This window comes from Akkermansia sp. BCRC 18949 (assembly GCF_045011645.1).
GTDB classification, from domain to species: domain Bacteria; phylum Verrucomicrobiota; class Verrucomicrobiia; order Verrucomicrobiales; family Akkermansiaceae; genus Akkermansia; species Akkermansia massiliensis.
Genome location: NZ_CP123619.1, coordinates 1649229 through 1671612 on the forward strand (window position 1 = coordinate 1649229; position 22384 = coordinate 1671612).

General features: G+C 53.4%; 19 protein-coding genes and 2 tRNA genes. 13 read left to right on the forward strand and 8 right to left on the reverse strand.

The window, feature by feature from the left end; translation table 11 throughout:
* The first annotated feature begins 144 nt into the window (after positions 1-144).
* The 5 genes from P8A25_RS06810 to meaB all read left to right on the forward strand — a co-directional run bounded on the left by P8A25_RS06810 (position 145) and on the right by meaB (position 5374).
* The gene (locus P8A25_RS06810) at positions 145-609 is read left to right on the forward strand and encodes a Panacea domain-containing protein (protein WP_215442560.1); all 465 of its coding nucleotides are present in this window, start codon (positions 145-147) and stop codon (positions 607-609) included.
* A 140-nt stretch (positions 610-749) separates the two neighbouring features.
* Positions 750-824 (forward strand) — tRNA-Gln (locus P8A25_RS06815).
* Between the two features lie 483 nt (positions 825-1307).
* Positions 1308-2789, forward strand: coding sequence for a beta-N-acetylhexosaminidase (locus P8A25_RS06820; RefSeq protein WP_102726401.1), 1482 nt, complete (start codon positions 1308-1310; stop codon positions 2787-2789).
* 34 nt (positions 2790-2823) lie between these two features.
* Entirely contained in the window at positions 2824-4338 is a 1515-nt protein-coding gene (locus tag P8A25_RS06825) for a beta-N-acetylhexosaminidase (protein WP_102726236.1), read from the forward strand.
* Between the two features lie 16 nt (positions 4339-4354).
* Positions 4355-5374, forward strand: coding sequence for a methylmalonyl Co-A mutase-associated GTPase MeaB (gene meaB, locus P8A25_RS06830; RefSeq protein WP_102726235.1), 1020 nt, complete (start codon positions 4355-4357; stop codon positions 5372-5374).
* On the opposite strand, the gene P8A25_RS06835 is transcribed toward meaB, so the two are convergent.
* Entirely contained in the window at positions 5349-5825 is a 477-nt protein-coding gene (locus P8A25_RS06835) for an NUDIX domain-containing protein (protein ID WP_215442558.1), read from the reverse strand. The two genes, meaB and P8A25_RS06835, sit on opposite strands and share 26 nt — an antisense overlap.
* A gap of 539 nt (positions 5826-6364) precedes the next feature.
* Between P8A25_RS06835 and P8A25_RS06840 the strand changes: the two genes are divergently transcribed.
* The 5 genes from P8A25_RS06840 (at position 6365) to P8A25_RS06860 (ending at position 11957) form a co-directional block, all read left to right on the forward strand.
* Positions 6365-8161 (forward strand): alkyl sulfatase dimerization domain-containing protein, encoded by a 1797-nt coding sequence (locus P8A25_RS06840; protein ID WP_215442556.1) that lies wholly within the window; start codon positions 6365-6367, stop codon positions 8159-8161.
* 788 nt (positions 8162-8949) lie between these two features.
* A complete protein-coding gene (locus tag P8A25_RS06845) occupies positions 8950-9789 on the forward strand; it encodes a DNA adenine methylase (RefSeq protein ID WP_102722333.1) in 840 nt (279 codons plus the stop codon).
* Entirely contained in the window at positions 9782-11068 is a 1287-nt protein-coding gene (locus P8A25_RS06850; RefSeq protein WP_102722334.1) for a type II restriction enzyme, read from the forward strand. The genes P8A25_RS06845 and P8A25_RS06850 overlap by 8 nt, the downstream gene beginning before the upstream one ends.
* A gap of 19 nt (positions 11069-11087) precedes the next feature.
* Positions 11088-11342, forward strand: a complete 255-nt coding sequence (locus P8A25_RS06855; RefSeq protein ID WP_102722335.1) for a hypothetical protein — start codon at positions 11088-11090, stop codon at positions 11340-11342.
* Between the two features lie 93 nt (positions 11343-11435).
* On the forward strand, positions 11436-11957 hold the full coding sequence (locus P8A25_RS06860) for a hypothetical protein (protein ID WP_102728774.1): 522 nt from the start codon (positions 11436-11438) through the stop codon (positions 11955-11957).
* A gap of 103 nt (positions 11958-12060) precedes the next feature.
* Here the strand turns inward: P8A25_RS06860 and ruvC are convergent, their stop codons facing one another.
* From ruvC to P8A25_RS06885, 5 genes are all read right to left on the reverse strand, one after another.
* Positions 12061-12564 carry a crossover junction endodeoxyribonuclease RuvC gene (gene ruvC, locus P8A25_RS06865; RefSeq protein WP_022397966.1) on the reverse strand — a complete coding sequence of 168 codons (504 nt, stop codon included), beginning with the start codon at positions 12562-12564 and terminating at the stop codon, positions 12061-12063.
* A gap of 44 nt (positions 12565-12608) precedes the next feature.
* A complete protein-coding gene (locus P8A25_RS06870) occupies positions 12609-13811 on the reverse strand; it encodes a DEAD/DEAH box helicase (protein ID WP_022397967.1) in 1203 nt (400 codons plus the stop codon).
* A 61-nt stretch (positions 13812-13872) separates the two neighbouring features.
* A complete protein-coding gene (locus tag P8A25_RS06875) occupies positions 13873-14502 on the reverse strand; it encodes an MBL fold metallo-hydrolase (RefSeq protein ID WP_022397968.1) in 630 nt (209 codons plus the stop codon).
* 91 nt (positions 14503-14593) lie between these two features.
* Positions 14594-15595: a dihydroorotase gene (gene pyrC / locus P8A25_RS06880; RefSeq protein WP_215442688.1), complete on the reverse strand. Its 1002-nt coding sequence runs from the start codon at positions 15593-15595 to the stop codon at positions 14594-14596.
* A 275-nt stretch (positions 15596-15870) separates the two neighbouring features.
* Positions 15871-15948, reverse strand: a tRNA-Asp gene (locus P8A25_RS06885).
* Positions 15949-16183: 235 nt separating this feature from the next.
* Between P8A25_RS06885 and P8A25_RS06890 the strand changes: the two genes are divergently transcribed.
* Genes P8A25_RS06890 through P8A25_RS06900 form a run of 3 tightly spaced genes read left to right on the forward strand, consistent with a single transcriptional unit; the run spans position 16184 to position 20909 of the window.
* Positions 16184-16654: a MarR family winged helix-turn-helix transcriptional regulator gene (locus P8A25_RS06890; protein WP_022397970.1), complete on the forward strand. Its 471-nt coding sequence runs from the start codon at positions 16184-16186 to the stop codon at positions 16652-16654.
* A 6-nt stretch (positions 16655-16660) separates the two neighbouring features.
* Entirely contained in the window at positions 16661-17794 is a 1134-nt protein-coding gene (locus P8A25_RS06895; protein ID WP_022397971.1) for an efflux RND transporter periplasmic adaptor subunit, read from the forward strand.
* A 7-nt stretch (positions 17795-17801) separates the two neighbouring features.
* Positions 17802-20909, forward strand: a complete 3108-nt coding sequence (locus P8A25_RS06900) for an efflux RND transporter permease subunit (RefSeq protein ID WP_215442554.1) — start codon at positions 17802-17804, stop codon at positions 20907-20909.
* Positions 20910-21016: 107 nt separating this feature from the next.
* Here the strand turns inward: P8A25_RS06900 and P8A25_RS06905 are convergent, their stop codons facing one another.
* Together P8A25_RS06905 and P8A25_RS06910 are read right to left on the reverse strand one after the other, a co-directional pair.
* Positions 21017-21487 carry a dihydrofolate reductase gene (locus P8A25_RS06905; protein ID WP_022397973.1) on the reverse strand — a complete coding sequence of 157 codons (471 nt, stop codon included), beginning with the start codon at positions 21485-21487 and terminating at the stop codon, positions 21017-21019.
* Between the two features lie 21 nt (positions 21488-21508).
* Entirely contained in the window at positions 21509-22324 is an 816-nt protein-coding gene (locus P8A25_RS06910; protein ID WP_215442553.1) for a thymidylate synthase, read from the reverse strand.
* Between the last annotated feature and the right edge of the window lie 60 nt (positions 22325-22384).

A 22384-nucleotide genomic window follows, 5' to 3' on the forward strand; every position in this document is an offset into this window, starting at 1 on the left:
TTCCTTGCTTCAAATAAATTTACCTGAAAGTTCGCCTTTTCCGGCACTCCGCCTCATCTCTTCTCCATGCCGCGCAAGAATGAAACCTGTTTAGTATTGTGAAATATCCCCTGCCTTTTATAATGAAGGGCAACCCATTTCAGCATGGCAAACCACACTACCACGCAAAAGCTCTGCAACTGGTTCATTCAGCAGGCGAATGCAAAAAACCTTCCTCTCACGCCCGTCAAACTGAACCACCTGGTCATTCTGGCGGACTGGTGGCACCTGCACCATCACGGCGATTTCCTGATCAACGAACGGGCGGAAGCATGGACCTGCGGGCCGGTGCTCCCCTCCATTCATCACGAATACAAGGACCAGCCGCCCTGCTCCATCATTGAACACCCCAGCCGCCGCCAGCCCCCCCTGGAAGAGGAAACGGACATCATCCCTTTTCTGGAACACATCTGGAACGTCTATGGCAAATACACGGCCCAGCAGCTTGGCCGCATCAACACAGCGCCGGTCTCCCCCTGGCAGCAGGCGCAGGGCAGGCACGGAGAAGCGGAATACCAGCAAATTGCCCGGGAACACGTGAAAGCCTACTTCCAAACCCTGGCTGAATGACCCCGGGAGAAAAGCTGGACCGCCCTTTTTTCTCCGCATTCATTTTTTCTATTCAAAACACACATTTGAGTGAAAAAAAACTTGCAAAGAACAACCGGTTCCGCTTTAATTCGCCCGCACCGCAAAGGTGCCCGTTACATAGCCCTATAGTGTAATCGGTAACACAGCGGATTCTGGTTCCGTATTTTGGGGTTCGAGTCCTCATAGGGCTACCACCTTTAAGAAAAAGGCCGTCTCTCCGGAGGCGGCCTTTTTTACTTTTAACGTTCCTCTGGGCCAGGAAAAAGTCCGGAACTTTCCAGCAACTGCGGAGCCCTTCAAAGCGTGGACGGCACCTTTCCAAATAATTCCTCTGTTGATCTGAGGACACGGACAGTAAGAACGCAAATGCACATTTTTTCCACCGTCAACCGTAAGGGAATATTCCCGGACCTGGAAAAACGGTCAAATAGCCGCTAACAGCGCCAGACGGACCATGGGAAAAAGACAAAAGGCCTTCCCTCTTTCCGGCCCTTCCTCTTTCCCTGAAAGGAACTTCTGTCCGGACTGCCGGGATGCCAGCCCCGGTAATTCCTGAGAAACATTTTGTCAAAGGGTCCACCATATCCTTTCAGCGGGCATGAAGCATATTCCGCCGCGTGCTCATGAAGGAGCAAATTTTTGAAAGATTCTCTCCCGGCACGGCTTATACTGAAAACATGACAAGGCTTTTTCCACTCCTGGCCGGATTGCTGCTGTTCCCGGTATTTCAAACTGAAGCAGCAGAAAAATACAGCATTATTCCGGAGCCGGAGAAAACGGAGCTGAAGCGGAACGCCACCAGGACCTTGAAGCTCCTCTCCGACAAAACCTCTCCTGCCCTGGGCAAGGACGCCTACCGCCTCGCCGTCACCCCGCAGGGCGTCCACCTTGCCTCCGGCGGCAGGGAGGGCAGGATGTACGGCCTGGTCACCCTCCAGCAGCTCCAGGACCAGCTGGCGGCACAGCCGGAGGGCATCCCCTGCGGCGTCATCACGGACAAGCCCCGCTACCCCTGGCGCGGCATGATGGTGGACCCCGCCCGCCACTTCATCCCCATCAAGGACCTGAAGAAATTCGTGGACCTGATGGCCTACTACAAATTCAACAAGCTCCATGTGCACCTGACGGACAACCAGGGCTGGCGCCTGCCCGTGCCGGGCTATCCCAGACTGAAAAGCGTCGCCTCCAAGCGGGAGGAAAGCTTCGGAGACGGCATTCCCCATGAAGGCATGTACACCAGACAGGAGCTGAAAGACCTAGTGGCCTACTGTGCGGCGCGCGGCATTGAAGTCATCCCGGAGATAGACGTGCCGGGCCACAACCAGGCCCTGCATGCCGCCTACTCCGAATTCTTCTGCTTCCCCAAACCGGACATGAAGGTACGGACAGTGGCCGGCAACAGCAAGGAACTGGTATGCCCCCAGAAGCCGGAGGTCTGGAAATTCTACGCCGCCGTCTTCAAGGAACTCAAGGACATCTTCCCGTCCAATACCGTTCACCTGGGCGGCGACGAAGCCCCCACGGAACTCTGGAAAAAATGCCCCCTGTGCCGAGAAGCCCGGACCAAGGCAGGCATGAAAGACGAACAGGAACAAATGAGGGCTTTCTTCGCCAAAATGACAGCCCTGCTCGACAAAAACGGGCAAACGCCGCAATTCTGGTATGAAGGGAACGCCGGCATCTACCACCCGGGCGAAACAGTTTACGCGTGGCGGCAGGACCAGGCGCGCCAGGCCATTGAGAAAACAAAAAAGGCCGGGCTGAACCTGATTATGGCGTCCAATGAATATTGTTATCTGGATTTCCCTCAATTCCCGGGACAATACAACTGGGGATGGATGCAAACCACGACCTTGCAGAAATGTTATGAACTGGATCCGGCCTTCGGCAAATCCACCGCGGAAGCAGGCCACATCCGGGGCGTGCACGCTCCCGTGTGGGCGGAACACCTTCCGGACCTGAACCACCTGCTTTACCGCGTCTATCCCCGCGCCATGGCCCTGGCGGAAGCGGGGTGGTCTCCCATGGAGGTGCGTTCCTGGGAAAACTTCCAGAGGAAAGTGGCCGACCACCGCCCCTTTGTCCTCAAGCGCTTTAATTACGACTTGAAACGCACGAAGGACAATGAGCCGCCCTTCCGGTGGGAAAACAAAAAGTAATTCCGCCGTTTTTCCTTATCACTCCTGATTCTCCATGATAGAATCTCTTCTGAAAAAGCCCTCCGTCATGTTTAAACTGATCTACCTCCTGGCCTGCACAGCTTTCTCTGCATCCATGGCGTGTGCCGCACCAGCAGAAAAATACAGTATTATTCCGGAGCCGGAGAAAACGGAGCTGAAGCGGAACGCCACCAGGACCGTGAAGCTTCTCTCCGACAAAACTTCTCCTTCCCTGGGCAAGGACTCCTACCAGCTCACCGTCACCCCGCAGGGAGTGCACCTCTCTTCCGGCGGGAAAGAGGGCCGTATCTACGGACTGGTCACCCTCCAGCAGCTCCAGGACCAGCTGGCGGCGCATCCGGAAGGCATTCCCTGCGGAGTCATCAAGGACAAGCCGCGCTACCCGTGGCGCGGCATGATGGTGGACCCTGCGCGCCACTTCATCCCCATCAAGGACCTGAAGAAATTCGTGGACCTGATGGCCTACTATAAATTCAACAAGCTCCAGCTCCACCTGACGGACGACCAGGGCTGGCGCCTGCCCGTGCCGGGCTATCCCAAACTGAAAAGCATCTCTTCCAAACGGGCGGAAAGCTTCGGCAACGGCACTCCCCACGAAGGAATGTACACCAGGCAGGAACTGAAAGACCTGGTGGCGTACTGCGCCGCGCGCGGCATTGAGGTCATCCCGGAAATAGACATGCCGGGCCACAACCAGGCGTTGGCCGCCGCCTATCCGGAATTCTTCTGCTTTCCAGACCACAACACGAAAGTCAGCACGACCGGCGGTGTGGGCTTGTACCTGGTATGCCCCCACAAGCCGGAAATATGGAAATTCTATGCCGCCGTCTTTGACGAGCTCAGGGACATCTTTCCGTCCACCATGGTTCACCTGGGCGGCGACGAAGCCCCGCTGGAAAAAACCTGGGAAAAATGCCCTCTCAGCGTCAAATACCGCCAGCAGAAGGGAATGAAGGACGTCCACGAGGAACTGAAGGAATTTGAAGCGAAAATGGCCTCCATGCTCGCCGCGCGCGGCAAAAAGCCCATCTTCTGGTATGAAAAGCCGTGGGCCCAGGCCAGCGTTTACCGCAAGGGAGACACCGTCTTCACCTGGCGCATGGGCTTGACGCCCTCCACCATCACGGAAACGAAAAAGCAGGGCCTTCCCCTCATCATCGCCGCCGGGGAACACTGCTATCTGGACTACCCCCAGATTCCCGGCCAGGACAACCGGGGCTGGATGCCCACCACCACGCTGGAGCAAAGCTACAAGCTGAACCCCGCCTACGGCAGGCCGGAGCAGGAAACAGACCATATCATCGGCGTTCAGGCCACCATGTGGGCGGAACAGCTCCCCACCCTGAACCACCTGCTTTACCGCACCTACCCCCGCGCCTGCGCCATTGCGGAAGCGGGCTGGTCACCAATGAACGTGCGTTCCTGGGAAAACTTCCAGCGCAAGCTGGCCGATCAGCGCCAATTTGTCCTCAAGCGTTTCAACTACGATATGGAGCGCACCAAGGAAAACGAACCCCCTTTCAAATAATCCGCATTCTCTATCCATGAGCAGCACTAAATTTGTACGTCCGCACCGCCCCTCCGTAGAAGAACTGGCCCAGGGAGTCCTGGCCGGGAACCGCGCCCTGCTGGGAAGGGCCATCACCCTGGTAGAAAGCAACGCCGCTAAAGACCAGGAAGCCTCACGGGCGCTCATCTCCAAGCTCCTGCCCCATTCGGGCAACGCCGTCCGCATCGGCATCACGGGCGTTCCCGGCGCGGGCAAATCCTCCTTCATTGAAGCCTTCGGCACCTACCTGTGCAAAAAAGGCTTCAAGGTGGCCGTGCTGGCCATTGACCCGTCCTCTTCCGTTTCCCGCGGTTCCATCATGGGGGACAAAACCCGCATGGAAGAACTCTCCGGGGAGGAAAACGCCTTCATCCGCCCTTCCCCCTCCGGCGGCTCCCTGGGCGGCGTAGCCAGAAAAACGCGTGAAACCATGATCGCGTGCGAAGCCGCGGGCTTTGACATCATCCTCATTGAAACCGTCGGCGTCGGCCAGTCGGAAACCACCGTCCGTTCCATGGTGGACATCTTCATGCTCCTGCTCATCACCGGCGCCGGAGACGACCTCCAGGGCATCAAGCGCGGCATCATGGAGCTGGCGGACATCCTGGTAGTCACCAAGGACGACGGCGACAACCGCCAGCGGGCGGCGGCCCACTGCCAGGAACTGAAAATGGTGCTCCACTACCTGCAAAGCCCCACCCCCGGCTGGACGCCCTCCGTCCTCACCTGCTCCTCCCTGGAAGGGCGCGGACTGGACACCATTGAAGAAACGCTCTTCCGCTTCCGGGATAGCATGAAGGAATCCGGCTTCTGGTACAACCGCCGCCGGAACCAGTCCCTCTCATGGGTTCAGGCCCTGGTGCATGAAGCCCTGCTCACCGCCTTTGAACAGCATCCCGCCGTGGCGTCCCGCATGCCCGTCCTGGAAAACATGGTGGCGGGGGACAAGATGGATCCCGTCTCCGCCGCGCACGACCTGCTGAGCCACTTCACTTATCCCGTGCCCGGACATTGAAGAAATCCGCCAGCACCCTGGCGTACACCTCCTTCTTGAACTCCGGCAGCCACTCCAGCCTGAACCCGGCCGGGGCTATCCACCTGTAGGCGCAGAACTCCCGGTGGTCCAGGCTGGGCTCCGGAGCGTCCGCACGCAGCCGGCACAGGAAATACTCCTGCTCCTGCCCCACAAAAGGCTGCTGCCGCTTTTCGCGGACATACTCCAGCACCTCCGGCGGATAATCGTAACGGTACCCGCCCCGGGACTCCACAAGATCATACTGGAACGGCAGGAACCCCACTTCCTCCCGGACTTCCCGCTTCACTGCCTCCGTGGCAGTTTCTCCCGGATCAATCCCCCCCTGAGGGAACTGCCAGGCCCCTTTCTGCCTGGAACGTTCGCAAACCAGCAGCTTTCCGTCCTCCCGGACCAACAGCCCCGCCACATTGGGACGATACAATCTTTCCATGCCTTCTTACCTAGCACAACATTCCCTGCATTTCCAGCCATGTTCTTCCACAAATTTGTTGCAGTCATGTAAAAATGACTCGGATACAGACACTTTATTCTCCCCGCCAAACAACTCCGGATATAAATCACAACCCATCAGCAGGATAAGTAATATAAAAAAACAAAAGACCCCCTCCCTGGTTGTGGAATTTCCTGTTAAATATCCAGAAAACTCTGGTAGTCAAACATTAACATACTGCCATTTTCCGAACATTGTTCTTTAACGGCAAGTCTATTTTCCTGCAAGGTGAAAACTGGCTGACTGGCCGCTCTTTTACTTTTCACGTCCCGTTAATAAAAACTGATATGAAAATAAAAATCAATTATTTCGCTGCCATGTTGCTGGCAATGTTCGCAGGGGGAGGCATAGGCGCCCAGGGCGCAGAGCAGCCTAAAAAGGCGACAAGCCATACTATTGAATACAACCAAAAATTTCTCGGCGCTCATGGCCTGGACGAGAACGACAAACAAGACTTTCAGGATGCTGAAAAGGGATTTATGGCAACCCTCAAGGACCCGAACATTAAAAACAAGGAGGGGAGGACGGTCTTTGACATCTCTGCCTTTGACTTTACCAAGGACAAACCGGCCCCTGATACGGTGAACCCGAGTTTATGGCGCGTTTCCCAGCTCAATGCCAAAAGCGGGCTGTTCAAGGTCATGGACGGCATCTACCAGATTCGCGGGTTTGATCTTTCTAACATGACCATCATCGAAGGAAAGGAAGGCCTCATCATCATTGACCCCCTCATCTCGGAAGAAACCGCAAAAGCGGGGCTTGACCTCTACTATCGGGAAGTGGAACAGCCGGAGACAGGGAAACGTCCGGTCAAGGCAGTTGTATACACGCACTCCCATGTCGACCACTTTGGAGGGGTCAAGGGAGTAGCATCGGAGCAAGACGTCAAATCCGGTAAAACGCAGATACTGGCGCCGGAGGGATTCCTGAAAGAAGCCGTTTCCGAAAACGTCTATGCCGGCAATGCCATGGGGAGGCGCTCCACGTACATGTATGCGGCGCCCTTTAACAAGGGGCCGGAGGGTACCGTAGGCTCCGGCCTGGGAACCGCCAGCTCCAGCGGAACCATTACAGTCATTCCGCCTACCGATACAATCACCAAAACGGGTGAAACAAGAACGATAGACGGAGTGGAGATGGAATTCATGATGGCCCCCGGAACGGAAGCCCCTTCTGAAATGCTGATGTATCTCCCTCAATTCAAGGCGCTTTGCAGTGCGGAGGACGCGACCCACACCATGCATAACCTTTATACCCTGAGAGGAGCCAAGGTTCGGGACGCAAGCAACTGGTGGAAGGCTCTTGATGAAGCCATTCAGCGTTATGGAGACAAAACGGAAGTCTTATTCGCACAGCACCACTGGCCGAGATGGGGGAAAGAACGCATCAGCCGGTTCCTGGCCAAGGAACGCAACGGCTACAAATACATGCACGACCGGACGTTGAACCTGATTAACAAAGGGTATACTCCTGTAGAAATTGCGGAAATGATCAAGCTGCCGCCGGAAATCGATAAGGAATGGTACTTCCGGGGCTATTACGGCACGCTGAACCACAACGCCAAAGCCATCTATCAACGGTACATGGGCTGGTATGACGGCAACCCGGCAAACCTGTATGCCCTGCCGCCCGTGGAAGCGGCCAAGCGCTATGTGGAACTGGCGGGAGGTGCCGACAAGATGATAGACAACGCCCAAAAAGCCTTTGACAAAGGAGACTACCGCTGGACCGCCGAAGTATTAAAGCACGTGGTTTTTGCCGATCCGCAAAACAGCAAGGCAAGAAATCTGGCGGCGGACGCGCTTGAACAGCTCGGCTACCAGGCGGAATCCGGCCCCTGGCGCAATGAATTTCTCGTCGGCGCCTACGAACTGAGAAACGGCCTGCTTCAGAACCCTCTGGATCTTGTATCCAAGGATATTCTGTCCAACCTCACGCCGGAAATGCTGTTTGACTACATGGGCATCAGTCTCAATGCCGAGAAATCCAAAGGGAAAAAGCTCGCTTTCAACTGGATAGACCAAAACGGAAAACCATACGGCTTCTGGGTTGAGGATGAAGTACTGATGTACCGAGAAGGAAAACCGGTCGATCATCCTGATGCAGTAATTACCGGAGACAAGCTCAACTTCACCCTTATTGCCATGCAGGCCATGCCCTTGAAGGAAGCCCTGGACAAAGGCATGATCAAGATCGAAGGCAATGCAGACAAGTTCCAGGAGCTGATCGGATGCATGGACAAGTTCAATGGAAACTTCAACATCATAGAACCCTGACCTTTCATTGTTATTTTTAACGAAACCGCTTTTCCCGGCACTTGGGGAAAGCGGTTTTTTCATATGTTCCCACGCAGAGTGAGGCTCTCCCCCTCTATGTTAGCATCATTTCGCCATAGCCTGCAATTTTAGTGAATATACCAAAATCCTTATCTCTTTGTATCGTTATTATTAAAATTTAGTATATCAATCGACCCATTACCGTATCCTTATCCAAATAATTCATCAAGAGTTACTATCTTTTTTCAACTGCGACATTAAGAAACGGTACCATATCTTTGTATACATTTTCTTCCTAGGTTTCGGCATGAACTCGTTCAAAGTTCTCCATAATAAATCTTCCTGTCGTCCAGCCCACCAAGCCATTTCTCTCGTATTAATTTCTTTCTACGAAAACACTAATATTATTTCTTTCTAAAAATTTGAAAATCAACAATTTTTGTTAGATGATATCATCTCTACATATCTTTTTCTATAAAGCAACTTCCTAGAAATCACCATCAATGTTTCATATTAAATAATAAAAATCATTTTATTTTTTAACAAATTTTTAAAATGGCATAATAATATCTTAATAATTTATTAAAAATAAAAAATATAATTATAAATATAAATTTATAATAAATTTCCCTTATACAAAAGACATCCATAAAAATCATTCAAATTATGATTGACAATCGACTAAGAAAACTGTAAGGAAAATCTAGTCGGGGCAGAAAAATAACTAATAAAAATAGGATCATAGTTTTTCCTATAAAAATAAAAATAATATAAAAATAGATTTTATAATGATAAAAAACAAATTAGTTACCCCGTTTGTAAAGTGGGTTGGCGGCAAGAGGCAACTTATAAATTCTATAATAGAATTCATACCGAAAAATATAAAAAATCATACTTATGTAGAACCATTTATTGGAGGAGGAGCTGTATTTTTTCATCTCCAACCTAAAAAAGCAATTATTAATGACTTCAACTCTGAATTAATAAATGTCTATAATGTAATTAAAAATAATTTAAATGAACTTATTATAGATTTAAAAACTCATAAAAACGAATCCAAATATTTTTATGAAATACGAAGTCTAGATCGATCATCTGATTTTAAAAAAATAGGAGAGGTGCGGCGAGCTTCCAGGCTGATATATTTAAATAAGACTTGTTATAATGGATTATATCGTGTAAACAATTCTGGAGAATTTAATTCTCCATTTGGCAAATATAAAAATCCAAATATCGTCAACGAACCAGTTTTAAGAGCAGTTTCTCTATATCTAAATTCCAACAATATAAAAATTTATAATAGAGATTATAATGATATTTTGAAAAATTTGGAAAAGAACTCATTTGTATATCTGGATCCTCCCTATCATCCTATTTCAGATAGTTCTAATTTCACTGGTTACGTTCAGGGTGGATGGAATATTCTTGATCAAATAAAATTGCGTGAGGCTTGTGACGACTTGACAAAAAGAGGCATAAAATTTTTATTATCTAATTCCTCGTCTAATTTCATTAAAGAACAGTATAAGGAATATCACATTAGCACTGTCAGGGCGATCCGTTCAATTAACGCGAATGCGGAAAAACGGGGAGAAGTAGATGAAGTTTTAATACGCAATTATGAATAGATATAAAAACGATATAGCGTGGGAACAAATTTTTGAAAAACACCGTATCTTAGATGCAATAAAATCGAAAGGACGGGTAACAATATCCTCCACAGATATTAATGAGTTCAGAGAAGCACGCTTGATGACAAAATTTGATCATCGTTCCCAGCTCCCCCATTTATTCTCTGAAAATAACTTATCAATTCTACCTACATCCAGAGGCACTTATGAAATCAGTACTTTTGAAACTTTTTGTACTTTTAAAAAAGAAGAAATAGATATAACATTCATTGATTTTCCTACTTTTCTAGAAAGTATGGATTATAAAGATATAACAAGCGAAGCAACTTCAATTAATTGTATTTTTGTTTCAAAAATATTGCATGACTTTACAGGTGAAGACAATTTGTTTCCGACAATAAGCGGACGAATGAGTTCCTCTTTATTTGATTTCAAAATTAATTCTTCCGAAGACCAAAAACAATTTGAAGTAAAAGTAAATAATTCTCAAATAGAAATAGATGGAGGTTATGAAGGAAATGATTCATTAATATTGATAGAAGCCAAAAATTATATTTCTGATGACTTTTTAATCCGTCAGCTATATTATCCTTACCGTTTATGGAAAGAGAAGGTGAATAAACAAATACGTCCGATATTTTTAACATATTCAAATGGTATTTTTCATATTCGTGAATATGAATTTACAGATGCTAAATTTTATAACTCTATTCGTTTGATTAAGCATAAAAAATATGCAATTCAAGAAGGATCTATTAATATTGAAGCTATACAAAATATTTTAGAAAACACAAAAACTGTATCAGAACCATCGATTCCCTTTCCTCAAGCTGACAGCTTTGAACGCATAATCAATCTGTGTGAATTATTAAAACAAAAATTATTCCTTAGCAAGGAAGAAATTACGCAGAATTATGATTTTGATGCCCGACAAACAGAATATTATTTTAATGCTGCAAAATATTTAGGTTTGGTCGATAAAAAATATGATAATAATAATATAAAATATGTTCTCACTGAAACAGGCTTGGGCATGTTTAATAAATCTATTACAGACAGACAACTTGAATTTGTAAAGCTCATATTATCGCATAAAATTTTTAAAGAATCATTAAAATTATATTTAAAAAAAGGGAATACTCCATCAAAAAACGAAATTGTCGAAATCATGAAAAAATCTAATTTATATAATATTAGTTCAAATGAAACTTACAAACGCAGAGCATCCACTATTATTTCATGGTCAAATTGGATACTTGGTTTAATTGAAGAATAATTTAGATACTATTAATTTTATGACTTGTAAAAAAGAACATCGTTACGATCTTCAATTTAACAATTTACCAGACGATCAAGGAGGAGCTGGGAGGCACCGTTGCGCTGGATGTGCTTATGACAGAGGCTACAAAGATGGATTACGCCGTAAAGAAAAATTAAATATAGATTTGAATTCGTTACCTGAAAGCCAAGCAGGTGCAGTAAGGCATAAAAGTCCTCATGCTGCCTATGCACTTGGTTATCAAAAAGGAGTGGAGGATTCTTACCATTAATTTTATTTCTCCTGTTTGATTGCAGTACTTAATAATAAGTGTTTTTAATAATTTCTCTTCATCTCACCTAAATGCGAATGTTTGTATAAGAATATGAAAAATCTCTTCTTTTTTACTTTAGCGGTTTGTATTTTCACAGCTGTACCCCTTTCCGCCCAGTCCAAAACGGGGGCTCCTACCCAGTCTACGGATGATTACAACCAGAGCCAGTTCTGGATCGGCAATTTTCCGGAGGGGCAGTATGTGGTGCATCTCAGCCGGATTGTAGCTGTGGCGCAGCACAAGTATATTCTGGACAACGCGTGCATGGTGTATGAAGTGACGTTGGTCACCATGGGGAATACGCCCACCAAGTTTTATTATCTGGAGACGCTGGGGCAGAATTCCGGCATCAATGCCATCAAGAATGTGACCGACCGGGCGAAGGAACTCGGTTCCGGCGCCGTCAACCGGGCGACGGGAGGAAGCATTGATCCGGATACCACCGTCGCCAAGGCTTACCCGAATACAAATACCGTCGAGTTCCGCGTAGCCACTCTGGAACAGCTCAACAAGATGTACGCTTCCCTGCTCAAGGCGTGGCAGGACGGGAAAGGGAGGACGTTCAAGCCTTGAAGGTAGTGATGAGAGTTTAGAGAGTAGTGATTAGATTTTAAATTCGTGGACTGCAAGTCCGGATATTTTACACTAATCTCTCATCTCTAAACTCTCATCACTGTTAAATGTATTTCCTCTCCATCATGTGGGCCTTCAAGGGGTCCGCGGCGAAGAGGTGCGTGAGGCCGATCGCCAGGGCGTCCGCGGCATCGGATTCCGGCGTTTCCCGGAGTTCCAGCAGGGCGCGCACCATGAAGGCGACCTGCGCTTTTTGAGCGGCCCCCCGCCCTACAACGGAGAGTTTCACGCTTTTGGGAGAGTATTCCATGATCCGCAGTCCGGCTTCCGCCGCGGCAATGACCACGGCCGCCTTGGCCGCGCCCATCGTGATGGCCGTCTGATGGGACTGGACGTAGATGATGCGTTCCACCGCCATTTCATCCGGTTCCCATTTGTCAATGAGGTTGCCCAGGTGCTGCTTGATGGCAAGCAGGCAGCCGGACTGGGACACACTCCGGGGAATGGAGAGCGTTCCGTAGTCCAGGGCGCACGCCCGGCGGTGGTCGCCCTCCACCACGGCATAGCCCGTGTTGCGGATGGCCGGGTCTATGGCAAGGATGCGCATGGGATGATATTCATTCCCGCAGAGAGAACCTTGTCAGCTCCCCCTTAGCGTCTGCGGCGCTTGGGACCGGCGGGTTTGACCTTGCGGACGGATTTGACGGGCTTGTCTTCCAGCAGGGCGGTGTACGTGTAGTCGAAGCCGTCCAGCTTTTTGCGTTCAATGGGCTTTCCGATGAAGTTTTCCACAGCCGTGGCAAAGTCCACTTCATCCGCCGTCATGATCGTGAAGGCGTCTCCGGAGGCTTCGGCACGGCCGGTACGGCCGATGCGGTGCACGTAGTCTTCCGCATTTTCCGGCACCCGGTAGTTGATGACGTGGGTCACGCCGCTGATGTCAATGCCGCGCGCCGCCACGTCCGTAGCCACCAGAATATCATATTTGCCGCTCTTGAAGCCCTTGAGCGCTTCCATGCGTTCCTTCTGGGGAATGTCGGAGTGCATGACGGCCACTTCCCCGCGGTAGCCATGCTGCTTGAGCATGCCGCACACGGCGTCCGCCTCCTTGCGGGTACGGGTGAAGATCATGACGGAATGGAAGTCCGTCCCCTTGAGCAGGGCCAGCAGCAGTTCGTCCCGCTGGTCCAGCGCCACCGGGTAAAAGGCATGGCTGATGGTGGCGGCCACTTCGCGCCGGGCGATGGTGACTTCCGCCGGATCCGTCAGGCACCATTTGGCAAATCCGGCGATGACCGGGGGCATGGTGGCGGAGAAGAAGAGGGTCTGCCTGCCTTCCCACGGGCAGAGGTTGACGATTTTACGGACGATGGGGAGAAAGCCCATGTCCAGCATGCGGTCCACCTCATCCAGCACCAGGGCCTTGACTTCTCCGAAGCGCATGGTGCCGCGGTAGAAGTGGTCCACCAGGCGGCCGGGCGTTGCCACCACGATGTCCGCTCCGTTTTTCAGGTCTTCCGTCTGCTTCCCGTAGCCCACGCCGCCGTACAGCAGGGCCACTTTCAGCCCGGTGAATTCTCCGTATTCGGCAAAGGCTTCCGCCACCTGGTCCGCCAGTTCGCGGGTGGGTTCCAGCACCAGTATCTGGGGCTTGCCGATGGGTTGAAGCTTTGTCAGCAGGGGGAGAGCAAAAGCGGCGGTTTTTCCCGTTCCCGTCTGGGAGGCCCCAATGAGGTCCCGGCCCTCCAGAATGATGGGAATGGCCTGCTCCTGAATGGGGGTGGGATGTTCATAACCGCATTTTTCCACCGCCTTCAAGACGGGTTCCGATAAACCTAATTCTGAAAATAACATTGATCTTGTATGCTTGCTAGAGAGTGGAGCACGTCCCCGCGCAGCGGCGCGGGAAGCGTGGTCAGGAGATGAACGGATTGGTCAGCAGTTCATTCTTCACGGTGGTGTACGGTCCGTGTCCCGGGAAAATCATGGTCGTGGCGGGCTGGTTGAGCACTTTCTTTTCTATGCCCTGTTTCAGCAGGCGCAGGTTCCCTCCCGGAAGGTCCGTCCGTCCGATGGAACCGGCAAAGATAACGTCTCCCGTGAACATGATTCCCTCGTCCGGCAGGTCGTAAACGATGCTGTCCGGAGAGTGTCCCGGCACCTGGTGCAGATGCCACAGCAGGCCGCCCCAGTTTGCCGTGTGGATGTCCGGCGTGAGTATTTCATCCACCACAAACGGCTGTACGTTGAGGGGAAGCCCCCAGGCGTCGCGCGCCATTTTTTCCAGCGTCAAGTCTTCAGTGTAAGGCTGTCCGGCGTGAATGCGGCAGCCGAAGATCTGGCGCATGCGGCAGGCGTCCTCCACATGGTCAAAGTGCTGGTGCGTGATGAGAAGGTCCGTGATGATAATATCGGGCTTTTTGGAGTATATCCAGTCCGCGAAGCCGGACGGAGCGTCCACCGCCACGTAAGAGTTATCCTTCGTCTTGAAGAGATAACCATTACAGGAAGCTACTCCACCCGTATAAACGCGAATCCGATCCATGAGCAGGGATTGTAGTGAGATCGTCCGGAATATCCAGTATAAAGACGGTTTCCTTCAATTGCTTTCTGTCATCTTCCCGCGGGGGTGGCCGTCACACCAGGCTCCAGGGAATGACGCTTCCGGCCTCCATCGGCACCACTTTCTGTCCATGCCCCTCGTAGGCGTCCGGCACCAGCATTTCCCGCCGCTGCAGGCGCACCGTCCTGGCAGGAGGCTTCAGTCCGTACAGGGAACAGGCATGGCCGGAAACGAAGCCCTGCAACCGGTCCAGGGCGCCGTGTCCGTCAAACAGGGCCGCCAGGCGCGGCAGGGCGATGGGAGCGGTGAACACGCCGGCGGCGCAGCCGCACGCTTCCTTGGCGTGGACGGGATGGGGGGCGGAGTCACTGCCGAACATGAGGCGCGGATGTCCGGATAGGGCAGCTTTCAACAGCGCTTCCCGGTCTTCCGGCCTTTTGGCGATCGGCTTGCAGAAGAGGTGGGGGCGCAGCATGCCCCCGGCCACGTCGTCCAGCGTGATAAGAAGGTGCTGGAGGGTTACGGTAGCCGCCAGGTTTTCAAATTCATCCAGCAGCCGCACGGCGGAGGCCGTGGTGATGTGTTCCATGCAGATGGTCAGCCGGGGGAAGCGGGTGGCCAGATCACGGTAAACGTCCAGGAATTCGGCTTCCCGGTCCATCACGAATCCGTGGCTTTCACCGTGCACCAGCAGCGGAATGCCCATTTCCTGCATGAGGGACATGGTGCCCTCCGCATCCTTCATGGCCCTTACGCCTCCTTCGCTGTTCGTGGTTGCTCCCGCCGGGTACAGCTTGATGCCGAATACCAGTTCCTTGAGCGTAGCCAGTTCCTTTTCGGAATAGGAGCGGAAGAACGCCGTCATGTACGGCTGGAAGACGTCTCCCCCGCAAGCGTCCAGCACCCGCTGCCGGTAGGCCTGCACCGCATCCGCATCCGCCACAGGGGGCACCAGGTTGGGCATGATGACCGCCCCGGCAAAGGAGGCGGAGCTCAGGGGTGCGACCAGTTTCAGCATGTCGCCGTCCCTCAGGTGAAGATGCATGTCCAGCGGGGAGTGCAGTTCCAGAATCATGCGGGTATCATGGGGGAAGATTGTGGCGAAATCAAGCATGGTCCCCTGCTCCGCGGAAAGGAGGGGTTTGGCGGAGAGAAGGAGAAGGGGGAATAAGAGCCTCCGCTCCCGGCTGGATGCCTTTCATTCAAACCGTGGGGATTTATGCAAAGGCACCACCCTTGCCGGGATGCGTCTTGGGAAAAAACAGGCAAACGAACAGGTGCCGGAGAACCGGACAATCCCAGGGCACAAAAAAGCCGCCCGGAGGCGGCCGTTTCTTCTTTGAAACAAGGTGGCGAAGCGGACGGGGCTCGAACCCGCGACCTCCAGCGTGACAGGCTGGCGCTCTAACCGAACTGAGCTACCGCTCCCTGACCTTGAATGTTGTTCCTGCCTTGCGGCGAGGACGTGGAGGCTTATACACGCCTTTATACCCCAGTGACAAGAAAAAAAGACTTTTTTTGAAACTTCCGCAACCTCCGGCGGTTTGTATGGTGAAGGAGCCGTGATTTTTCATTTTTCCGATTTATTTCGACACGGCAACAAATTCTCAACTTTATTTGTTTTAGTTTGACAACAATTAACCGGTTTTGACATAACAGCCCCATGCTTCAACCTGCCGTGGATATCACTACCTCCGTTCACAAGTTCGAGACTATCCTTTACCAGTTTAAAAGAGATAACTTGAATGAAGTGGACCAGAGCCACTATCAGAAGATCATGGGGCTCTCCGTCCGGCAGATGAATGCCCTGGGCGCCCTGAACCGGTTGATGACCAACCGCCATGAAGGCATTCCCCTGAAGACGCTCGCCCACCATCTCCGCATGAGCATTCCCTCCACGTCCCTGCTGGTGGACAGCATGGTGAAGAAGGGCCTGTTTGACCGCAAGGAGAACCCGCGCGACAGGCGTTCCCTGTGCATCCGCCTTTCCGAGGAAGGGGAGTCCAGGTTCCAGCTGCTTTACAACGGCATGAAGCAACGGCTGGACACCCTGTTCAGCACCCTGGCGGAGGAGGACAAGGAGAATTTCTGCCGCATTGTGGATACCCTTTACAACCACGTTTACAGTAAATAATACCATATGAAAAAACATACGCACCAACGGAAGGTTCCCCTCCGCCTGCTGGCCGGATCCGGCCTGCTTTTCTCTCTGCTTGTTCCGGGTTATTCCCAGGGAGCGCCGGGAGGGGCCGCCAAGCCCAGTACCGTACTCGTCGAGAAAGCGACCGCCATCGACAGCGCGGTGAACAAGAAATACATCGGCCAGGTGGAAGCCATTGACCGGGTAACCGTACAGCCCCGCGTTTCCGGCAACATCGTGGCCACCCGCTTCCGGGAAGGCAAGGTGGTGAAGAAGGGAGACCTCCTTTTCGAGATAGAAGACACGCGCTACAAGGCGGCCGTGGAGGAAGCGGTAGCCAAGAAGGCCCAGCTGGAAGCCAAGCTGCTTTACGCGAAGAACAGCTTTGAACGCTATAACAGGCTGCTGGCCTCCAAGTCCGTCTCCATGGATACGGTGGAAAACGCCAAGAGCACCATGCACGCCCTGGAAGCGGAGATCCAGTCCGCAGACGCCGCCATCACGGTAGCGAAGGACGACCTCAATTACACCAAACTGACGGCCCCCATCACGGGACGCACGGGACGCGTCACTTTCTCCACGGGCAATTACATCACGCCCACCTCCGGTTCCCTGGTGACCATCACGGGCATTGACGAGGTGTACGTGAAGTTCCCCATCAGCGAACGCGATTTCCTTTCCCTGTTCGGCACCCAGGAGAAGATGAAGAAGGATGCCCTCGTGTCCGTCAACCTCGCCAACGGCAAGGCATACGACCAGCCGGGCAAAATTTTCATGACGGACAATACCGTCCAGCCGACTACGGACACCCTGAACGTCTGGGCCAGGTTCCCCAATCCGGAAGACGTGCTGACGCCCGGCGGCGTGGTCACGGTGAATCTTTCCAAGAAGAACGTGGACCGCTTCCCGGCTGCCAACATTTCCTCCGTGATGCACGACGCCTACAAGAGCTACGTTTACGTGGTGAATGACCAGGGCGTGGTGGAACGCCGCGACGTCACGCTGGGCAACACGGTCAATAATGAACAGTGCTTCAGCTCCGGCGTGAAGGAAGGGGAAGTCATCATCATCGACGGCATGCACAAGGTGCGTCCCGGCGCCAAGGTGAATCCGGTGTATTCCGCTCAAAACTGATCATCCCATGATTGCGGACCTGTTTATCAAACGCCCCAAATTCGCCATCGTCATCGCCATCCTGATGATTCTGGCGGGCGGCATCTGCCTGAAGCAGCTGCCCATTGCGGAGTATCCGGAAATCGCCCCCACCAGCATCAATGTGCAGGCCACTTACACGGGCGCGAGCGCCCAGGTGGTGATGGAGACGCTGGCCTCTCCCATTGAGGAGGAATTGAACGGGCTGGAAAACCTGCTTTATTTCTCCTCCAAGTCTGACAACACCGGCGGTTATTCCCTGTCCCTGACGTTCAAGAGCGGCACGGATTCGGACATCAACATGGTGAACGTCCAGAACGCCCTGAAGCGGGTGGAGTACAAGCTGCCCAAGGAAGTGACGGACCAGGGCATCAAGATACGTAAGCGCTCCTCGGACATCCTGGGATTCTTCGCCTTCCGGTCCACCAGCATGAGTTCCCTGGAGCTGAACAACTTCGTCAAGTCCAGGGTGAAGGATGAGATCGCCCGCGTGCCGGGCATCTCCGCCGTCAACCTGATGCCGGAAAAGAATTACAGCATGCGCATCTGGCTGGACGCCCTGCGCATGTCCGCCCTGAACATCACGCCGGATGACGTCTCCAACGCCATCAAGGCGCAGAACGTGCAGGCCGCCGCCGGTTCCATCGGCTCGGAAGGGGAAAACAATTTCATCCAGTACAAGGTGAACGTCACCGGGCGGCTTCAAACCGTGGAGGAGTTCAGCAAGATTATCGTCCGCACCGGACAGGACGGCCACGTCACCCGTCTGGACGACATCGCCCGCATTGAGCTGGGCGCGGAAACCTACACGGGCAGCAGCCGCAACAACGGGGAGGATTCCGTGAACATGGCCGTGTACCGCCTGGACGACGCCAATGCCCTGGAAGCCATGAACGGCGTGAAGGATACGCTGGTCAAATTGCAGGAACGCTTTCCGGACGGCGTAAGCTACGTCGTCAGTTACGACCCCACGCAATATATTTCCGCCACCATGGCGGAAATCGTGGAAACGCTGATTATCGCCCTGATTCTGGTGGTGGGCATCACGTACGTGTTCCTTCAGGACTGGCGCGCCACCCTCATTCCGGCGCTCGCCATTCCCGTTTCCCTGATTGGCACCTTCGCCATCCTGCTGCCGCTGGGCTTTTCCATCAACGTGCTGACCATGTTCGGCCTGATTCTGGTGATCGGCTCCCTGGTGGACGACGGCATCATCGTGGTGGAGAATACCATGCGCATTCTGGAAACGGAAGACCTGACCCCGGAAGAAGCCACCAAGAAGAGCATGCACCAGATTACGGGGGCCATCATCGCCACCACGCTGGTGACGGTGGCCATTTACGTGCCCATCGCCTTTTTCGGCGGCATGGTGGGGAACATTTACATGCAGTTCTCCGTGACCATGTGCGTGGCCCTCTGCCTTTCCGCCATCAATTCCTTGACGCTCAGCCCCGCCCTGTGCGTGCTGCTGCTGAAGAAGAAGAAAAGGAAGCAGAGCAGGTTCAGCCCCTTCCGCCCCTTCAACGCCACGCTGGAATGGGCGCGCAAGAGCTATATCAAGTGCGCCGGCATCATGGTGCGCCGCGCCTGGCTCACGCTGATTCTGCTGGCCGCCGTGCTGCTCGGCAACTGGAAGCTGTTTGAAACCGTTCCCAAGTCCTTCCTTCCCCCGGAAGACAAGGGCACCGTCTTCTGCGACATCCAGCTGGCTCCGGGCGCTACGCTGGGCCGTACGGAACAGGCCATGCGCAGCGCGGAGCAGAAGCTCATGAGCATTCCCGGCGTGCGCCAGGTTTCCTCCACCTCCGGGTTCAGCTTCATGGGCGGCAACGGGGAAAACCTGGGCATGTGCATCGCCCAGCTTGACTCCTGGGACAAGCGCAAGACTCCGGAGCTTTCCCTGGATTCCATCATGCAGAAGGCTTCCATCCTGTGCGACGAGATTCCGGCGGCCAAGGCCACCGTGTTCAGCCCACCCGCCATCATGGGCCTGGGCCTGACGGGCGGCGTCTCCTTCATGCTCCAGGCCAGTGGCGAGGAAACTCCCAAGGACCTGGAACGCGTGACGAACGAACTGCTGGACAAGATCAACAAGCTGCCGGGGGCCATGTACGCCCGCAGCGCGTATGAGGCGAACACGCCCCAGCTTTTCCTGAACATCGACCGTGAAAAGGCGCAGAGCATGCACGTGCCCGTAAACCGCATTTTCACGACGCTCCAGAGCAAGCTGGCCTCCATGTACATCAATGATTTCAACCTGATCGGCTACACGTTCAAGGTGAAGATGCAGTCCGCGGCGGAAGACCGCACCAGCATCAACGACATCATGAACACCTACATCCAGAACGACCAGGGCCAGATGGTGCCGCTCAGCTCCGTAGCCACCCTGTCCTACATGGTCGGACCGCGGCAGATATCCCGCTTCAACCAGCTCATGTCCGCGGAAGTGACCGCCCAGGCCAGGCCAGGCGTCAGCAGCGGAGAGCTGATGAACCAGATTGAGGCCCTGCCGCTGCCGGAAAATTATTCCATCACATGGACGGACATGAGCTACCAGGAACGGCAGAATGACGGCAAAATCGTCCTGCTGATGGGCATGGCCCTGCTCTTCGGCTACCTGTTCCTGGTGGCGCAGTATGAGAGCTGGACGGTGCCCATTTCCGTCATCGTCTCCGTCTCCGTGGCCCTGCTGGGCGCCCTGCTGGGCCTGATCATCTGCAACACTCCCCTGAGCATTTACGCCCAGCTCGGGCTGGTGATGCTGGTGGGCCTGGCCGGGAAGAACGCCATTCTGATGGTGGAGTTCTCCAAGATGGAGCGGGAACGCGGCGTGCCTATCCAGGAGGCGGCTCTGGAAGGAGCCCGGCAGCGTTTCCGCGCCGTGATGATGACGGCCATTTCCTTCATCATCGGGGTGTTCCCCATGGTGATCGCCTCCGGCGCGGGCGCGGCAAGCCGCAAGGCCATCGGCATCTCCACCTTCTACGGCATGATTCTTGCCACCGTGGTGGGCATCCTGTTCATTCCGGCGCTGTACGCCATGTTCCAGCGCTACCGTGAATGGGTGAAGGCCCTGTTCACCGGAAAGGCGCAATAACGGGAGAAAAAATCCCTATTTGGAAGACGGGGCGGCTTTGCCGCTCCGTCTTTTTTGCGCTTCATCCCATATCCGGGGAGAATGCGGAAAAGAAGCCGTCCCTTCCCCTACTCGTACAAGTACAGGTCAAAGCCTTCAAACCGTTCCTTCAGGGATGCATGGCCAAGCTTGTCCTCAAACGGCGGGAGGAAAGTATCCGCCGGATATTCCCCCTTTACTTTGGAGACCCACATGCGGGACATGAACGGCATCATGAGTGAAAAAATTTCCGCCCCGCCGATGACCATGACTTCCGGGTTCATCAGCTCCAGCCGTTCCAGTTCCTCCACGGAATGGATCACCTGAACCCCTTCCGCCGTCCAGGCCGGATCACGGGTCAGCACGATGTTCTGCCTGCCGGGGAGCGGCCTGCCGATGCTCTCATATGTCTTACGGCCCATCAGCACGGGATGTCCCGTCGTGATGCGCTTGAAAGTCTTGAGGTCGTCCGGCAGGCGCCAGGGCAAGGCTCCCCGGTAGCCGATGCCGCGGCCGGAGGCCATGGCGACTACTCCTGTATAAGTAACGGGCTGTGACATGATGGATCAAGGGGTGGAATTCTAAACGGAAACGGGCGCCTTGATGTGCGGCAGGGGATCGTACCCCACGAGTTCAAAGTCTTCATACCGGAACCCGTCAATGGTTTTCACCTCCGGGTTGAGCTTCATGACCGGCAGAGGGCGCGGCGTGCGGGAGAGCTGTTCCCTCGCCTGGTCCAGATGGTTCCGGTACAGGTGCAGGTCTCCGAAGGTATGGATGAATTCCCGCGCCTCATACCCGCATACCTGCGCCACCATGAGCAAAAGCAATGCGTAGGAGGCTATGTTGAAGGGAACTCCCAGGAACAGGTCCGCGCTGCGCTGGTAAAGCTGGAGGGAAAGCCCGTGCTTCCCTTCCCCCGGCTGGGCGGGAATCACGCAGAACTGGAACAGGGAATGACACGGAGGAAGCGCCATGTCATCCACCAGGGCCACGTTCCACGCGCTGACGATGTGCCGGCGGGACCACGGATTGTTTTTAAGGCCGTCAATCAGTCTGGCAATCTGGTCAATGGGCTTCCCGTCGTTCCCCGGCCAGCAGCGCCACTGCGCGCCGTACACGGGCCCCAGCTCCCCGTTCTCGTCAGCCCATTCATCCCAGATACTGACTCCATTGTCTTTCAGGAACTTGACATTAGTTTCCCCTTTCAGGAACCAGAGCAGTTCGTAAATGATGGAGCGCAGATGGAGCTTTTTGGTGGTCAGGCACGGAAAACCGTCGCGCAGGTCATACCTGCTCTGCCGCCCGAACACGCCGATGGTGCCCGTTCCGGTACGGTCTTCCCTCCCCACCCCGTTGGTCAGGACATCCTCCAAAAGTGCCAAATACTGTTTCATTCCCTTAATTTACGCTTTTCTAATCCCTGGACCCGTGATAATACGAGCATGCGCCACTTT